The sequence below is a fragment of the Geobacillus sp. BK01 genome (assembly GCF_052220245.1).
Classification (GTDB): Bacteria; Bacillota; Bacilli; order Bacillales; family Anoxybacillaceae; genus Geobacillus.
The window spans coordinates 20884-37266 of the sequence record NZ_JBQPTH010000005.1 but is presented as its reverse complement, the minus strand read 5'-3'; the positions used below and the strand labels follow the sequence as shown (position 1 = coordinate 37266).

General features: G+C 55.3%; 16 protein-coding genes. 1 reads left to right on the top strand and 15 read right to left on the bottom strand.

Annotated features, from left to right (window positions below; all coding sequences use genetic code 11):
• Window positions 1–14: 14 nt before the first annotated feature.
• From smc to ACTVDO_RS07165, 12 genes are all read right to left on the bottom strand, one after another.
• Window positions 15–3584 carry a chromosome segregation protein SMC gene (smc, locus tag ACTVDO_RS07220; RefSeq protein WP_442901326.1) on the bottom strand — a complete coding sequence of 1190 codons (3570 nt, stop codon included), beginning with the start codon at window positions 3582–3584 and terminating at the stop codon, window positions 15–17.
• Between the two features lie 228 nt (window positions 3585–3812).
• Window positions 3813–4553 carry a ribonuclease III gene (gene rnc, locus ACTVDO_RS07215; RefSeq protein WP_020959319.1) on the bottom strand — a complete coding sequence of 247 codons (741 nt, stop codon included), beginning with the start codon at window positions 4551–4553 and terminating at the stop codon, window positions 3813–3815.
• 179 nt (window positions 4554–4732) lie between these two features.
• Window positions 4733–4966, bottom strand: coding sequence for an acyl carrier protein (locus tag ACTVDO_RS07210; protein WP_020959317.1), 234 nt, complete (start codon window positions 4964–4966; stop codon window positions 4733–4735).
• A 60-nt stretch (window positions 4967–5026) separates the two neighbouring features.
• A complete protein-coding gene (fabG, locus tag ACTVDO_RS07205) occupies window positions 5027–5770 on the bottom strand; it encodes a 3-oxoacyl-[acyl-carrier-protein] reductase (RefSeq protein ID WP_442901325.1) in 744 nt (247 codons plus the stop codon).
• Entirely contained in the window at window positions 5770–6714 is a 945-nt protein-coding gene (gene fabD, locus ACTVDO_RS07200; protein WP_020959315.1) for an ACP S-malonyltransferase, read from the bottom strand. Before fabD ends, fabG begins: the two co-directional genes overlap by 1 nt.
• Before the next feature lie 20 nt (window positions 6715–6734).
• On the bottom strand, window positions 6735–7718 hold the full coding sequence (gene plsX, locus ACTVDO_RS07195; RefSeq protein WP_442901274.1) for a phosphate acyltransferase PlsX: 984 nt from the start codon (window positions 7716–7718) through the stop codon (window positions 6735–6737).
• Window positions 7702–8298, bottom strand: coding sequence for a transcription factor FapR (gene fapR, locus ACTVDO_RS07190; protein WP_442901273.1), 597 nt, complete (start codon window positions 8296–8298; stop codon window positions 7702–7704). Before fapR ends, plsX begins: the two co-directional genes overlap by 17 nt.
• Window positions 8299–8514: 216 nt before the next feature.
• Window positions 8515–10563, bottom strand: coding sequence for an ATP-dependent DNA helicase RecG (gene recG, locus ACTVDO_RS07185; RefSeq protein WP_041267739.1), 2049 nt, complete (start codon window positions 10561–10563; stop codon window positions 8515–8517).
• Complete coding sequence (gene sdaAA / locus ACTVDO_RS07180) at window positions 10560–11444, bottom strand: L-serine ammonia-lyase, iron-sulfur-dependent, subunit alpha (RefSeq protein WP_020959310.1); 885 nt, start codon at window positions 11442–11444, stop codon at window positions 10560–10562. The genes recG and sdaAA overlap by 4 nt, the downstream gene beginning before the upstream one ends.
• Window positions 11445–11520: 76 nt before the next feature.
• Window positions 11521–12183: an L-serine ammonia-lyase, iron-sulfur-dependent subunit beta gene (gene sdaAB / locus ACTVDO_RS07175; protein WP_442901272.1), complete on the bottom strand. Its 663-nt coding sequence runs from the start codon at window positions 12181–12183 to the stop codon at window positions 11521–11523.
• A 65-nt stretch (window positions 12184–12248) separates the two neighbouring features.
• Window positions 12249–13916, bottom strand: a complete 1668-nt coding sequence (locus tag ACTVDO_RS07170) for a DAK2 domain-containing protein (protein ID WP_442901271.1) — start codon at window positions 13914–13916, stop codon at window positions 12249–12251.
• 17 nt (window positions 13917–13933) lie between these two features.
• Window positions 13934–14296, bottom strand: coding sequence for an Asp23/Gls24 family envelope stress response protein (locus ACTVDO_RS07165; protein ID WP_020959307.1), 363 nt, complete (start codon window positions 14294–14296; stop codon window positions 13934–13936).
• A 229-nt stretch (window positions 14297–14525) separates the two neighbouring features.
• Here ACTVDO_RS07165 and rpmB point away from each other — a divergent pair, with 229 nt between their 5' ends.
• Window positions 14526–14711: a 50S ribosomal protein L28 gene (gene rpmB, locus ACTVDO_RS07160; protein ID WP_008878630.1), complete on the top strand. Its 186-nt coding sequence runs from the start codon at window positions 14526–14528 to the stop codon at window positions 14709–14711.
• Between the two features lie 39 nt (window positions 14712–14750).
• Here the strand turns inward: rpmB and spoVM are convergent, their stop codons facing one another.
• The 3 genes from spoVM to rpe form a co-directional block, all read right to left on the bottom strand.
• Window positions 14751–14831 carry a stage V sporulation protein SpoVM gene (gene spoVM, locus ACTVDO_RS07155; protein WP_017437127.1) on the bottom strand — a complete coding sequence of 27 codons (81 nt, stop codon included), beginning with the start codon at window positions 14829–14831 and terminating at the stop codon, window positions 14751–14753.
• Window positions 14832–14912: 81 nt separating this feature from the next.
• Entirely contained in the window at window positions 14913–15560 is a 648-nt protein-coding gene (locus ACTVDO_RS07150; RefSeq protein WP_020959306.1) for a thiamine diphosphokinase, read from the bottom strand.
• A 163-nt stretch (window positions 15561–15723) separates the two neighbouring features.
• Window positions 15724–16380, bottom strand: a complete 657-nt coding sequence (rpe, locus tag ACTVDO_RS07145) for a ribulose-phosphate 3-epimerase (RefSeq protein ID WP_020959305.1) — start codon at window positions 16378–16380, stop codon at window positions 15724–15726.
• Window positions 16381–16383: the final 3 nt, after the last annotated feature.

The window sequence follows — 16383 nt, the reverse complement described above, 5'->3', positions numbered from 1 at the left end:
CAGGCTCCTCCTTTCTATGACGACTGAACGAGCTCTTTCGAAGAATCTTCCAAACGGACGGAAGCGAGTTTCGAGACGCCCGACTCTTGCATCGTGACGCCATACAGCACGTCCGCCTCTTCCATCGTCCCTTTCCGATGGGTGATGACAATAAACTGCGTGCCGCGGCTGAACCGCTTCAAATATTGGGCGTAGCGTTGCACGTTCGCCTCATCAAGCGCCGCCTCAACTTCATCGAGGACACAAAACGGCACCGGGCGCACTTTTAAAATCGAAAATAAGAGCGCGATCGCGGTCAGCGCCCGCTCACCGCCCGAGAGCAAGCTTAAGTGCTGCAACTTTTTCCCCGGCGGCTGGGCGACGATCTCCACCCCCGTCCCGAGCAGGTCGTTCGGCTCGGTCAGCCGCAAATCAGCGCGCCCGCCGCCAAACAACTCGCGAAACACCTCGGCAAAATGAGTGCGGATTTGTTCAAACGTCGAGAAAAACCGTTTTTTCATTTCTTCGTCCATTTCACGAATCACTTGGTGAAGCGTCGCCTTCGCTTCTTCCAAATCAGCTTTTTGTTCACTTAAAAAACGATGCCGTTCCGACACGCGCTCATATTCGTCGATCGCCCCTAAATTGACAGTGCCAAGTTCATCAATGGCGCGCTTGATCAGCTTCACCCGCTTACGCGCCTCCCCGGCTTCGATGTGAAGCGGATACGTGGAGCGGGCCGCTTCAAACGACAAACCGTACTCTTCGCGGAGGCGGGCAAGCAAGGTCTCAAGCTCCACATCCAGCCGGTTCAGCTTCACTTCCTCGTCTTTCATCGCCTCAGCGAGTTGTTTATGCTGCCGCTTTGCCTCTTTCCATTCCCGCTCCAAATGTTCAAGCCGCTCCTGGCAGTCAAGCCGTTGCTCACGGCGGCTAGCGATCAGTTCAATCGTTTTTTGCTTGTCTTCTAGCTTTTGCCGCCGCTGCTCTTCAAGTTCATCTTCGTTCCACGCCGGTGTGTTCATTTCTGCGGCCAAAGCGGCCCGCTCTTGTTCGGCCGCCCGAAGTTCGCTATCGGTGTCCGCCAGCTCGGCTTCCAGCTCTTCGGCTTTCCGGCGCGCATGTTTCACCCGCTCCCTCGTTTCGGCCAGGGCGATTTTTTTCTCAGTGATTGCGGCTTGCAGCGCCTCTTTTGTCGTTTGTTCCGTCTGTTTTTGCGCCTGCAGGCGATGGATGTCCTCATCGATCGCCTGCAGCTTCTCGGCAAGCTGCTGAAGCCGTCCGTCAATGATGTGCAAGCGGCCGTTCAGCTCCGCGATTTCACGCTCGCCGTTCGCTTTTTCTTCGTCGTATAAGGCGAGCCGCTCATCGATTCGCTTTTTTTGCCATTCAAGTTCGCGCTGTTCATCTTTTTGCGCCTGCAGCGCTTGTTGCAGCCTGACAAGCTCCTGCCCGAGCGCGTCCGCCTCTCGTTCCCGTTCCGCTCGTTCGCGCTGCTTCACGGCAATGTCGCGCTCAAGCTGCGCGATTTTTCCATCCATCTCCTGTAGTTTGACAACGAGTGTTTCGAGTTCACGGTTTCGGCTTAACAATGAGGCCGTCTTTTTCGTTGCCCCGCCGCCGGTCATTGCTCCCCCGGGGCTGACAACATCACCGTCAAGAGTCACGAGACGGTACCGGTACTGAAGAAGTTTGGCGAGCTCGTTTGCTCCTTTTAAGTCAACCGCCACGATCACATGACCGAGCAAATGAGCCATCGCCGCCGCATATGCGCGGTCGTGCTCGACGAGTTCGCCGGCGATGCCAACAAACGCCGGATGGCCGCTAATCGCCGCTCGTTCCCGCTCTGGCAAGGCGCGCGCTTGGATGACGTCAAGCGGCAAAAACGTCGCCCGCCCGTAGCCGTTCGTTTTCAAATAATGAATGGCCTGACGCGCCGCCGCTTCGTTGTCGACGACAATGTGCTGCATCGCGCCGCCGAGCGCCGTTTCAATCGCCGTTTCATAGCGGTCCGGCACGCGGATTAGTTCAACGACCGCGCCATGAATGCCGGGCAGCCGGTCGCGCACTTTTAATACTTCTTTCACTCCTTGGAAAAAGCCGGCGTAATCGTGTTGCATCTCCTCAAGCCATTGCTTGCGCGCTTTTGTTTGCTGCCTGTATTGGCGCGCCTGATGCAACAACGTTTCTTTCTGTTCGAGCTCTGTTTTTTGCGCCGCACAGGCGGCGGCGAGAGCGGTTTGATGGCGGCGCGCTTCCGCTATGGCTTGTTCGAGGCGGGATTGCTCAGCCAATAAGGCGTTCCACCTTTGTTCGAGCTGTTCGCGTTCGGCGAGATGATGGCGGTTCGCTTCGTCCAACGCCACCTGCCTGGCGCGCAGCTTGTTGATGCCCTGTTCTAGATGCATGCGCTCATTTTTCAACGCCGCCTGTTCGTGAACAAGGTCAATGTAGTCGCCTTTTCGCCGCTCGATTTCTTCGTCAATGTCCATTTCATACGCCGAAAGCGACGCTTGTTTCTCTTTTACTATTTTCTCAAGCGCCGCGGCGTCCGCTTCGAGCTCGGCGAGCATGGCTTGCTCCGAATGAAGCTGTTCGGCGAGGCGGCGCCGCTTCGCCGTTAAGGCAGCAGCGGCCTCATCAAGCTGCCCCTTCCGCTTTTCTGCATTTTTTTTTCGCTCTTTCAGCACTTCTTTCCGGCCTTCAAGCTTTTCAAGCTCTTCGCTCGCCAACAGCAGCACTTGTTGCAAGCCGTCAACCGATTCATCGATAGCTGCCATTTGGTCGCGCAGCTGCTCGATATGGGCCTCCATTTTTTGCAGCGCCGCCGCCAGCGCCCCTTCCTCTCGCTGGTGCCCATCGAGCGTCTCCTTCAGCTCGCTCCATTGCCGGTGCAGCTGCTCGATATCGTGCACCATGAGCGCCACTTCAAACCGCTCAAGCTCCTCGCGTTTTTCTAAATACTCTTTGGCGATCGACGCCTGCATCTGGAGCGGTTCGAGCTGCTGCCCGAGCTCATGCAAAATATCGTTGACGCGGTGCAAGTTGTCTTGCGTTTCCGCGAGTTTCGTTTCCGCCTTTTTTTTGCGCAGCTTGTATTTCAACACACCGGCCGCTTCTTCAAAAATGGTGCGCCGCTCTTCCGGCTTGCTGCTTAAAATTTCCTCGACCCGGCCTTGGCCGATGATCGAGAACGCCTCCTTGCCAAGCCCGGAGTCAAGAAACAAGTCGACAATATCTTTTAGGCGGCACGGCTGGCGGTTGATGAAAAACTCGCTTTCCCCGGAGCGGTAGACGCGCCGGGTGACGCTCACTTCTTGATACTCGAGCGGCAAAAAGCCATCTTCGTTGTCGAGCGTGATCGTCACTTCGGCCACGTTCAGCGGCTTGCGCGAATCGCTGCCGGCAAAAATGACGTCTTCCATTTTCGCCCCGCGCAACGATTTGGCCGACTGCTCGCCGAGCACCCAGCGGATCGCATCAGTAATGTTGCTTTTGCCGCTTCCGTTCGGCCCGACGACCGCCGTCACACCGGGAACAAAGTCAATCGATACGCGGTCGGCGAACGATTTGAAGCCAACCACATCTAATCGTTTCAGGAACATGGTATAATGCTTCACCATCTTTCCGCTTTGATCTCGGCCCGCCAGACATAGCAGCGAACCGGGACGGGCTGTCTTTTTTCACTATACCATACAAAGACAGAAAAAACGCTCATAGGAAAAATGTTCATCCGTTTCGGCGGAGAGCCCCCCACTTTAACGACCGAATGGAGCCAGTGGGGGGAAGAATCGCTTTTTTATAGAAAAAGACTGACGTCAAGCGCCAGCCTTTTATGGCCTGTCGTTGGCCCGCAACGTTTCAAGCGCCATTTGTGCCGCATGCTGCTCGGCCTCTTTTTTCGAGCGGCCGACGCCGACGCCGAGCTCGTGACCGTTCAACGCCACACGAGCGACAAATTCTTTGTTGTGGGCCGGGCCTTTTTCTTCCAAAATGGCGTATTCAAGCGTCCCACTGCCGTCGCGCTGTACGAGTTCCTGCAGCTGGCTTTTAAAATCCATCACATGAGAAAAAGCACCTTCGTCAATCTTCGGGAACATCGTTTGTCCCAAAAAGCGAATGACCGCATCCATTCCTTGGTCCAAATAAAGGGCGCCGATAAACGCCTCAAACACGTCGGCCAAAAGCGCCGGGCGCGTCCGCCCGCCGGTCAGCTCTTCGCCTTTGCCGAGCAAAACGAGTTCGCCAAACGACAAGGCATTGGCAAATTTCACAAGCGACGGCTCACAGACAATGGCCGCCCGCAGTTTCGTCAATTGCCCTTCACTCATATGCGGAAACTTTTGAAATAAATATTGAGAAACCGTCAGCTCCAACACGGCGTCTCCTAAAAACTCGAGCCGCTCGTTGTCCTCATGGAGCCGCCGCCGATGCTCATTCACATACGATGAATGGGTGAACGCTTGGATCAACAGTTTTTCATTTTGGAAGGTGATGCCGATCTTCTTCTGCAGCTGTTGAAACTTCGCCCGCCTTTTTTCGTGAATGCGCTCTTTATCTTTTTGTTTTGACATAAAAATGCCCTCCGACTTCGTTCCAGACAAACTGGCCGTATACTATCTTTATTATATCCGTTCGCCAACCCGCTACGCCAACGGGAACGGTTTGCGCTTTCCCACAAGGCCCGCCGGGCGTTCCTGAAAAAGTAGAGAAAGCCCCGTTCGGAGCAACGGGACTTTGCAAAAAAGCGGCATTACAGATGGCTTTTTATGTAGTTCACAGCATCTCCGACTGTGACGATTTTTTCCGCTTCTTCATCGGAAATTTCCATGTTGAATTCGTCTTCGAGCTCCATGACCAGTTCGACGATGTCGAGCGAGTCGGCGCCCAAATCATCTTTGAACGACGCCTCAAGCGTCACTTGCGACTCGTCAACACCTAAGCGGTCGACGATAATTTTCGTGACACGCTCCAATACGTCTGCCATTGCGTTCACCTCCCTTCATGATTATAGTCGATTTGCCGAAAAAATACTAGAGGCGTTTGATTATGGCATCACCATGCCGCCATCGACATGAAGCGTCTGGCCAGTCATATAGCAGGCTGCGTCCGAAGCAAGAAACGCGACAGCACGGGCGACGTCATCCGGCTCGCCGAAACGGGCGAGCGGGATTTGCTTTAACATGTCTGCCTTCAGTTCCTCGCTGAGCCCTTCCGTCATATCGGTTGTAATGAATCCCGGCGCGATGGCGTTCACTGTAATGTTGCGGCTGGCGAGTTCGCGCGCCGCCGTCTTTGTCAGCCCGATGACCCCCGCCTTGGCGGCGACGTAATTCGCCTGCCCGGGGTTGCCGATAACACCGACGACCGAAGCAACGTTGATGATCCGCCCGTAACGCTGCTTCATCATCGTCCGCGTGGCGGCCTTTGTACAAAGAAATACCCCTTTTAAGTTCGTGTTAATCACCGCATCCCATTCTTCTTCTTTCATCCGCATCAATAAATTGTCGCGCGTAATGCCGGCATTGTTCACTAAAATGTCAAGGCGGCCGAACTGATCGAGCACCGTTTTTACCATGCGCTCCACATCCTCGGCACAGGCGACATCCGCCTGCACGGCGAACGCTTCACGGCCAAGCGAGCGGATCGTTTCAACGACTTCGTTCGCCTTTGCTTCATTTCCGGCGTAATTAACGGCGACATTCGCCCCTTGACGGGCGAGTTCTAGAGCGATCGCCCGGCCGATGCCGCGCGACGCCCCGGTGACGAGGGCGACTTTCCCTTCGAGCATCATGATTCTCCTTTCAACGCCGCAACCGTCGCTTCCAAGGAAGCGAGATCGTTTACCGCATAAACGCGGGCGTTGCGGTCAATTTTTTTTACGAGGCCCGACAGCACTTTCCCCGGCCCGATTTCCACAAACGTGTCGACCTCAAGCGCCAAAAGCGTGCGCACCGACTGTTCCCAGCGCACCGGCGAAGACAGTTGCTCGATGAGCAGATGGGCGATGTCTTCTTTTTTTGTGACCGGCTCGGCCGTCACATTGGCGATGACCGGAATGACGGCATCACGAATGGCCAAGCCGGCAAGAACTGCCTGCAGCTGTTCGGCGGCCGGCTTCATGAGCGCCGAATGGAACGGCCCGCTCACGTCAAGCGGGATGACGCGTTTGGCCCCGCGCTCTTTCGCCAGCTGCCCCGCTTTTTCCACTCCCGCTTTCGAACCGGAGATGACAATTTGCCCCGGACAGTTGAAGTTGGCCGGCTGCACTGGGTCGCCTTGGGCAGCAATTTCGTTCGTTACCGCTTCGAGCGCCTCCGCTTCCATCCCTAACACGGCGGCCATCGTACCTTCACCGGCCGGCACCGCTTCGTCCATCAGTTCGCCGCGGCGGCGCACCGCATACACTGCATCGGTAAACGACATGGCGCCGGCAGCGACGAGCGCCGTATATTCGCCCAAGCTATGGCCGGCGACATAATCAGCGTGCAGACCAGCGGCTTTGACAAGCTCCAACAAAGCAGTGCTCGCCGTCAAGAGCGCCGGCTGGGCGTTATATGTCAGCGTCAGCTCCTCTTGCGGCCCATTGAACATCAGCGCCGAAAGCGGGAAGCCGAGCCGCTCATCGGCCGCTTCAATGACCGCCCGGGCGCGGGCGTCATGGTCGGCGGCGTCTTTCGCCATGCCGACTGCTTGTGATCCTTGACCTGGAAACAAAAAGGCGATTTTTCCCATTCCCGTTCCTCCTTGATTCATTATTCCCGCTCAAGCTCTGTTTTGATCGTGCCGATAACATCATTCGCCACCATCTCACGCGCCTGGCGGACGGCGTGGAACACGGCATTGGCATCAGACGAGCCGTGCGCTTTAATGACCGGAGCGTTCAAGCCGAACAGCGCCGCACCACCGTATTCGGAGTAGTCCATCATCTTTTTCAGCCCGGAAAGCTTCGGCCTGAGGGCAGCAGCGGCAAGTTTGGCCGCCAAGCCGCTTGTCAGCGCCTGCTTGAGCAAGGAAAAGAGCGCGAGCGCCGTCCCCTCGATCGTTTTTAAGGCGATATTGCCGGAAAAGCCGTCAGCGACGACGACATCGGCCGCCCCTTGCAGCAAGTCGCGCGCTTCGACATTGCCGATGAAATGAAGGTTCGTTTCTTTGAGCAAGGCGAACGCCCGCTTTGCGGTCTCATTTCCTTTTTGGTCTTCTGTGCCGACATTGAGCAAACCGATGCGCGGGTTCGCGATGCCTCGCACTTGTTTGGCGTATACATGCCCCATTAGCGCATACTGCTGCAAATGTTCCGGACGAGCGTCAACATTGGCGCCGACATCTAAAAAGACAAACCCGCGCCCGTCCACCGTTGGCAATGTCGGCGCAAGCGCCGGCCGGTCGATGCCGGCGATCCGCCCGACGACAAACAGACCGGCCGCCATAAGCGCTCCGGTATTGCCGGCGGAAATGCAGGCGTCCGCGCGCCCTTCTTTCACCTCTTCGGCCATGCGCACCATCGATGAATTTTTTTTGCGCCGCACCGCCCGCACCGGCTCATCCGTCGCTTCAATCACTTCATCGGCGTGAATGACTGAAATGCGCTCCTCATTCCGCAAATGCGGGCGAATTTTTGCTTCATCGCCAATTAAAGTAATGTGAATATCGGGAAAATGCGCGGCGGCCCTTGCCGCGCCAAGTACGATTTCTTGCGGGGCGTGGTCTCCCCCCATAGCATCAATCGCGATGTTCATTGCTGTCGCCATCCTTTTTTTCCATGTTTGAGCGATACATCTCGAACGTCCCGGAAAACACGAGCTCTTGGGCGACATAGCTGTTCACGTCCACAACCGTACGCCCGTGCGCCGTTTTGCCAGTCACTTTCGCCTTCGCCACGACCCGTTCCCCTTCTTTCACTTGGCGTACGAAACGGATTGTCGCCTTCGCTGTCAGCGCCAATTCGTCATGGATGACGGCGACGGCGAGCGAATTCGCCTGGGCGAACAAATGGTGGCCGCGAGCGATGCGGGTGCGCCGAAAGACGTGCTCTTCTTTGACATCAAAAATCGAAATGGCGCTCGCATCCGGCTCGATGTCAATAATGTCGCCAATGACTTCTTCAAGCGGCAACGCCCGCACTTTATCGGCGAACGACTGACGGGCGACGTGTTTAATGCGCTCGCGCAGCTCGGGAATCGACAGCTCAAGCCGGTCAAGGCGGATCGTCTGCACGCTGACGGAAAATTTCTCCGCCAGCTCTTCGTCCGTCACAAACGGGTTTTCCCGAATCGTCTCCTGCAGCAACCGTTGCCGTTCGCGTTTGCTTTTTCTCATTGATTCATTACACCGTCCAATTTTATGACTAGGTACTAAAAGTAATATATAATATCAAAAAACGGAATGCAAGCGGAAAAAGTGAAAAGCGTCCACATTTTGCCGAGAACTGTCGGCTGGCCATAACCAAAGCTTATGACAGATGCCGTCCGATGGAAACAGCCATAAAAAACAGCGGAGGCGCGAATGCGCGCCGACCGCCGCACTGCTTATCTATTAATCTAGCTTTTCCCCATCGAGCACGCCGGACGCTTCTAGCGCAGCGCGCAACCCGGCGTACGTCTCGTCGCGCCAAAATGCAGAAGACGACACGAGCTTAGCCGCATCGCGGCGGGCCACTTCCAAAATGCGGTAATCATGCACCGGGTCGCCGAACTGAAATTCCGGAAGCCCGCTTTGTTTCGTGCCGAACACATCGCCCGGACCGCGCAGCTCGAGATCTTTCTCAGCGAGCACGAAACCGTCCGCCGTTTCCGTCATAATGCGCATTCGTTCTTTGCCGATTTCCGATTTCGGGTCAGCGATTAAAATGCAGTACGACTGGGCATGACCGCGCCCGACCCGGCCGCGCAGCTGATGAAGCTGAGCAAGCCCGAACCGTTCGGCGTCATAAATGACCATCACTGTCGCGTTCGGCACGTTCACTCCGACTTCGACAACTGTTGTTGAAACGAGTACGTGAATGCGGTTTTCGCTGAATGCCCGCATGACCGCTTCCTTTTCATCGGCTGACAGCCGGCCGTGCATAAGGCCGACTTCATATTTCCCGCGATAGTAATGGACAAGCTGACTATGGACATCAATGGCGTTTTGCACGTCCAATTTTTCCGACTCTTCAATAAGCGGACAAATCACGTACGCCTGGTGGCCGCGACGCAACTCTTTTTCGATAAAATCGAGCACGCGGGCAAACTGGTTATGCTTCACCCAATACGTCTCCACTTTTTTTCGTCCGGCCGGCATTTCATCGAGCACTGAGACATCCATATCGCCAAACGCAGTGATGGCGAGTGTCCGCGGGATTGGCGTCGCCGTCATCATCAATACGTCCGGCGCATGCCCTTTCTCGCGCAGGACGCGGCGCTGCTCGACGCCGAACCGGTGCTGTTCATCGGTAATGACGAGACCGAGCCGGCGAAACTGCACCCCTTCTTGAATCAAAGCGTGCGTGCCGATGACAATATCGAGCGCCCCCTCCTCCAATTCAGCAAGCAGCCCTTTGCGCCGTTTTCCCTTCACCGAGCTTGTCAACAGCGCCATGGTCACGCCCGTATTAGCAAACAGCTCGGCAAGCGAGCGCGCGTGCTGTTCAGCCAAAATCTCCGTCGGCACCATCAACGCCCCTTGAAACCCGGACAACACGGCAGCGTAAAGCGCAACCGCGGCGACGACAGTCTTGCCGGAGCCGACGTCGCCTTGCAAGAGCCGGTTCATTTGCCTTGGCGCCCGCATGTCGGCTAAAATTTCCCTCATGACGCGCCGTTGGGCGTTCGTTAACGAAAACGGCAACCCGGAAAGAAACGCTGAAAGCCGTTCTTCCGAAAATGAATGGACGACGCCATGCTGCTCGCCGCGCATGATTTGTCGAAACGCCTGCATTTTCAGCTGATAGAGCAAAAACTCCTCATAGACGAGCCGGCGCCGCGCCTGATGCAACTCCTCGCGCGAGCGCGGAAAATGAAGAGCCCGGATCGCCTCCTGCTTGTCGACAAGGCGATAGGCATGGCGCAAAGCAGGCGGCAGCAAGTCAGGGATATGCGCGCCGAACTGGGCGAACGCCGCCTTCATAAGACGGCGCATCGTCTTGACCGTCAACGGGCTGCGTACCGAATAGACCGGTTCAATACCGGCCGTCTCCCGGGCGGCTCCGAACCGGAGCTCATACGCATTGATCGCCTGGCGATGTCGGTCCCATTTCCCGATCACCGTCACCGTCTCGTTTAAGGCGATTTTTTCTTTTAAATATGGGCGGTTAAAGCAAATGACGGTGATTAAATAGCGGCCGGCCAACAGCCGAAAGGAAAGGCGTGACTTTTTTTTTCCGTAATATGTCAAGAGCGGGGCGCTGTGCACTTTCCCTTCAACCGTCACCCTTTCTTCATGGCGGACGGCGGCCAAGTCTTTTTGTTCGTAATCATCATACCGATACGGCGCGTAGGCAAGCAGCTCGCCGACCGTCGCAATGCCGAGATCGGCGAGCGCGGCAGCCGTTTCTTCACCGATGCCCTTGACCACCGTCACCGATTGTTGCATCGTTTCATTCACTTTGTTGCCGCAGCAGCGCCGAAAATGCGGGCCGCAATGGCGCGGCCTGTCGGCGTAGCGGCCAGCCCCCCTTGCGCGGTTTCTTTGAGCGCTACCGGCATCGCCGTACCGATACGATACATCGCTTCGATCACTTCATCGCACGGAATGCGACTTTTGATGCCGGCCAGCGCCATATCGGCGGCGATCATGGCATTCGCCGCCCCCATGGCATTCCGCTTCACACATGGGACTTCCACAAGGCCGGCGACAGGGTCACAAACCAACCCGAGCATATTTTTTAGCGCGATCGCCATCGCTTCGGCCGCCTGGCTTGGCGTCCCACCAGCCAGCTCAACGAGCGCGGCGGCAGCCATGCCGGCCGCTGAACCGACTTCCGCCTGGCAACCGCCGGCAGCGCCGGAAATGGAAGCGTTATTGGCGACGACATAACCAAACGCACCGGCTGTAAACAAAAATTCTATCATTTCTTGTCTTGTCGGCTGCAATTTCTCTTTTACCGCAAACAGCGTCCCCGGGACGACGCCGGCCGAGCCTGCTGTCGGCGTGGCACAAATGACGCCCATCGCCGCGTTCACTTCGTTTGTGGCCATCGCTTTGCTGACGGCGTCCAAAACTGTTTCTCCGGATAAGAATTGGCCGCGCTCGATATAACGTTGCATCCGCATCGCATCGCCACCGGTCAGCCCGGAGCGGGACACGACACCTTGCAGCCCTCTCTCGACCGCTTGCTCCATCACCTCGAGGTTCCGGTCCATTTGCGCGATAATCTCTTCCCGGCTTCGCCCGCTCACTTCTACTTCTTGCCGGATCATCACTTCAGCAATTTTGATTTGCTCTTTTTCGGCTAACTCGACAAGTTCAGCAACATTGCGAAACATTCGTTATTCCCATCCTTTCCTGGCAAAGTGCCGCTGCTGTTTTGAACTTCCGTGCTCATTCGCAACCGTTTTCGTTTCAATCGACAAGCTTCGTCACTTGGATGATATTTGGCAAACTTTCCAATTCCTGTATCAAATCATCTGTCAGCAGCTGATCAACCTCAATCGTCATCAGCGCTTCTTTTCCCTTTTCCTTACGCGACACTTCCATATGGCCGATATTTATCGCATGCTTCGCCAATGCGCTGGCCACTGATCCAATCGTCCCATACCGGTCATTATGCATGATTAATAGCGCCGGATGATGGCCAGACAACTTTAAGTCGAAACCGTTCAACTCGACAATTTCGATTTTCCCTCCACCGATGGAAATACCGACAAGTTCAAGTTTTCCCTTATCATCACCAATGCGCAAACGCGCCGTATTCGGATGCTCCGGAATCGCGTCCTCGGTGAAAAAGGACACGTCAAGCCCTTCGATACGAGCAATTTCAAGCGCATTCGGGAGACGATCATCAAACGTGTCAAAACCGAGCAACCCGGCGACAATGGCGACATCCGTACCGTGCCCGCGGTACGTTTCAGCGAACGAACCGTAAAACGAGATGCGCGCCCACTCCGGCTTTCTGCCAAACAGCTTGCGCGCAACAAGGCCGATGCGCGCCGCCCCCGCCGTATGCGAGCTCGACGGCCCAACCATCACCGGACCGATAATATCAAAGACGCTTTTGTATTTCATCGCTGCGACCCCCGTTCGTGTAGAAAAATATAGAAGGGAATTCTCCCTTCTATTATCTTACCATATTACTCAACAGAAATGACAAACGGGTATAGCGGCTGTTGGCCGTTATGCACTTCGACTTCCACTTCGTCATGTTCCTTTTCAAGATAGGCAACGATCGTTTCCACTTCTACTTCGGTCGCATCTTCACCGTATAGGATGGTGACGATTTCGCTTTCCTCGTCGATCAGCGCGTCAAGCAGCTGCTTCGTGACCGCGATCTTGTCCTTGTCGGCGACGATAATGCGGTTGTCAAACAGCCCCATGTAATCGCCTTTTTGAATCTCGATGCCATCGATCGTTGTATCGCGCACGGAAACCGTCACTTGCCCTGTTTTCACCTTTGAAAGCGCCGCCATCATCGCCCGTTCATTTTGCTCAGCCGATTGCGCCGGACTGAAGGCTAAAAGCGCCGCCATACCTTGCGGAACGGTTTTCGACGGGATGACAATCACGCGCCGTTCCGAAAGTTCCGCCGCCTGCTTGGCCGCCATCACAACGTTTTTGTTGTTCGGCAACACAAACACCGTTTCCGCGTTGGCGCGGCGGATGGCGTCGGCGATTTCTTCCGTGCTTGGATTCATCGTCTGCCCGCCTTCAATTACCTCATGTGCTCCGATGCTTCGAAACAGTTCGGCCACGCCGGCGCCCATCGCAACCGCCACGATGCCGTATGGCTTCGTTTTCCCCGCGGTGCGGGATGACGTTTCCGCCTCTTTGCCGACGATGTTGGCATGCTGCTCGCGCATGTTTTCAATTTTAATTTTGATGAGGCTTCCATAGCGCTGACCGTAGGTCAGCACTTCACCCGGCGTTTCCGAATGGATGTGGACTTTGACAAGCTCGTCGTCGGCAACGACAAGCAACGAATCACCAAACCGGCTTAAGTCGCGGCGAAACGTCTCTTCGGAAAACGGATGCTGCACCAGCTTGTCCGCCTCAAACCGAACCATAAATTCCGTACAATAGCCAAACTCGATTTCATCGGTATGAATATGGCTTTGCGCGCTTTGATGGTGCGCCATTTTCACGAGCTCTTCCATCGGCACTTCAACGGGAGCGGCGCTGACGGCTTCCCCTTTCAAAGCGGCGAGAAATCCTTCATACACATATACGAGCCCTTGGCCGCCGCTGTCAACAACCCCGACTTCCTTGAGAACGGGCAGCAGCTCCGGCGTGCGTTGCAACGCTGCCTTTGCCTCGGCGAGCGCCGCTTCCATCACCGCGACGACATCGCGCTCTTTTTTTGCCGTTTCAATCGCCTTGCGCGCCGCCTCTTTCGCCACGGTGAGAATCGTTCCTTCGACCGGCTTCATAACCGCCTTGTAGGCTGTATCAACCCCGGCTTGCAACGCCGCGGCGAATTCGAAGCCATCCACTTGTTGTTTGCCTTCGACTGCCTTGGCAAACCCGCGGAACAGCTGCGACAAAATGACGCCGGAATTGCCGCGCGCCCCCATCAACAATCCTTTCGCCAGCGCCGCGGCGACGTTGCCGATATGGTTCGAGGCGTTTGCCTCCACTTCTTTCGCCCCGGACGTCATCGACAAGTTCATGTTTGTTCCTGTATCGCCATCTGGAACCGGAAAGACGTTCAGCGCATCGACCGCTTTGGCATTGTTCGCCAAGTGTGCCGCTCCTTGTTGCACCATATCGGCAAACCGTCTTCCGTCAAGCGTCCTCATTGTCACCGACTAACTCCTCCTTACTACGGATTCGTCACCCGAACCCCTTGAACGTAAATGTTGATCGACTGAACCGCCAATCCGAGCGTTTGATCGAGCGTATACCTCACTTTTGACTGTACGTTATGGGCAACCTCGGAAATTTTCGTCCCATAGCTGACGATGATGTACATATCGATATGCACTTCGCCGTTTTCCTCCCGGACGATGACCCCTTTGGAGAAGTTTTCGCGGCGCAAAATTTCCGATAACCCGTCGCGGATTTGGTTTTTGGACGCCATTCCAACAATGCCGTAACAGTCGACGGCCGCTCCCCCCGCAATCATGGCAATGACGTCATTAGCGATTTCAATGCGCCCGTATTTTGTTTGCCATTCGATCGACATGCTCGTTCCCCCTTTTTCGTATCATCGCACAGCTACCCTTATTGTACTATAACGCTTACCGTTTTCAAAGCGCACCGGCCGCCCACTAGTATTATTTAGCCGAAAACTGAAATATATGTCAAGGACATTTTCTTGAAAGGGAAAAGGCGCGTCTATTGCAATCCTTTCGGTTGTATGATACATTATAATAGTGTTTTTAGAGGGATGTTAAAGCAAGGAGGGAAAACGAATGGCGAAATGCTTTGTCACCGGCAAGAAAAAATCGTTCGGCAACACGCGTTCGCACGCTATGAATGCCAACCGCCGCACATGGAAAGCCAACTTGCAAAAAGTGCGCATTTTAGTCGACGGCAAACCGAAACGCGTCTGGGTTTCGGCACGCGCACTGAAATCCGGGAAAATTAAACGCGTCTAACCGTTCAACAAAAAAAGCACCAAAAATGGTGCTTTTTTCTTATCCTTTTTTAAATGCGTTCAACATCGCCCGCACAATCCCGCCTAAAAACTTCGGCAGCTTAATTGTATAAAACTTCATCCCGATTCCCTCCTCACACCCATCATAACGAGCTTCCCGCCATTTCCTTATCCATTATATTCCTAAATGGGCCAATCGCGACTACGGGCAGCTGACATCGCTGCTCCTTATCATCATTAATATGCCTTCAGAAAACGAAAAAGTACCGGAAGATTGGATAAGTTCGTTACTAATACATAGTGTGGAGCCGCGGGAAATATGACAGTTTGTTAACGGATATTTAAATCCGATGAGCGTGAGTCCTGTCACCATTTCAGAAACCGGGATGTACGATACGTAGCGGTACCGCGCGTCATGCATCACCGTATACGTGCCAGGCAGATGAACGGTCAGCACGTTTTGCCGGTCGACGATTTCAATGAGCCGGCCGGCGTATTTCAACAGCAGCTCGACGTTGCCAAACAAATGATCAAGCCGCCCGCCGGTCGCACCGAACAGGCGGATGCAGCGGGCCGTCTGTTCAACCGCCCAGTCAAGGGCGATCTCCATATCCGTTTTGTCCTTTTCCGCCGGCCATATGTCAAGATCGGGCAACATCTGCTGCAGCCTGGCAACGTCTTCGCCCGGCAGCGAATCGAAGTCGCCAAACGCACGCACCGGCCGAAGACCGGCTTCAAGCAACGCCGCTGTGCCGCGATCGACGCCGACCCAGCGCACGTCCTTCCCGTCATAAGAGCGCAAGTCAGGGAGAAGCCCGCGCGGGCCGCCGCCGACGATATGGATGACCATTCTCCCTCCCCCCTTTGCCTTTCGCAATGGCAACCGCCGCCCTCCTATGCCTTCTTTTTGTCCCTGATCGCGCCTATAGCCAAGCATTGTTGGTTAAAGGCCGGATCAGTTATGAAAGGGCGAATACCACGCACTGATACAACGTTCACCGACGCCCTTGGCGCTACTTGGCGCACGCTTCGCGAAGGGCGCGAATGGCCGCCGCCCGGTCCGCTTTATTGTAAATGGCCGACCCGGCAACAAGCACATTCGCTCCGGCTTCGACGCAAAGCGGCGCCGTTTTCGCGTTGATGCCGCCATCCACCTCGATGTCAACCGCTTTGTTTTGCTCATCAGCCATCCGGGCGACCTCGCGGATTTTCGGCACAACAGCCGGAATAAACGCCTGTCCGCCAAAACCTGGGTTGACCGTCATCAATAGGACAAGATCGACATCGGCGATGACATGGCGGATCATGTCAACAGGCGTATGCGGGTTTAACACAACCCCGGCCTTGACGCCTTGTTCTTTAATAAAGTGAATCGTCCGGTGCAAATGCATACACGCCTCGACATGGACGGAAATGAGATCAGCCCCGGCCTCAGCAAATGCCGGAATATACCGGTCTGGATCCGTGATCATTAAATGGACGTCCAACGGCAGCTTTGTCACCGGACGAATGGCGGCGACAATCGGCGGACCGAGCGTCAAGTTCGGCACAAAGTGTCCGTCCATCACATCCACATGAATCCAGTCGGCCCCACCTTCTTCCACAGAACGAATCTCTTCGGCCAAGCGGGCAAAATCGGCCGATAAAATCGATGGCGCAATCCGAATCATTGT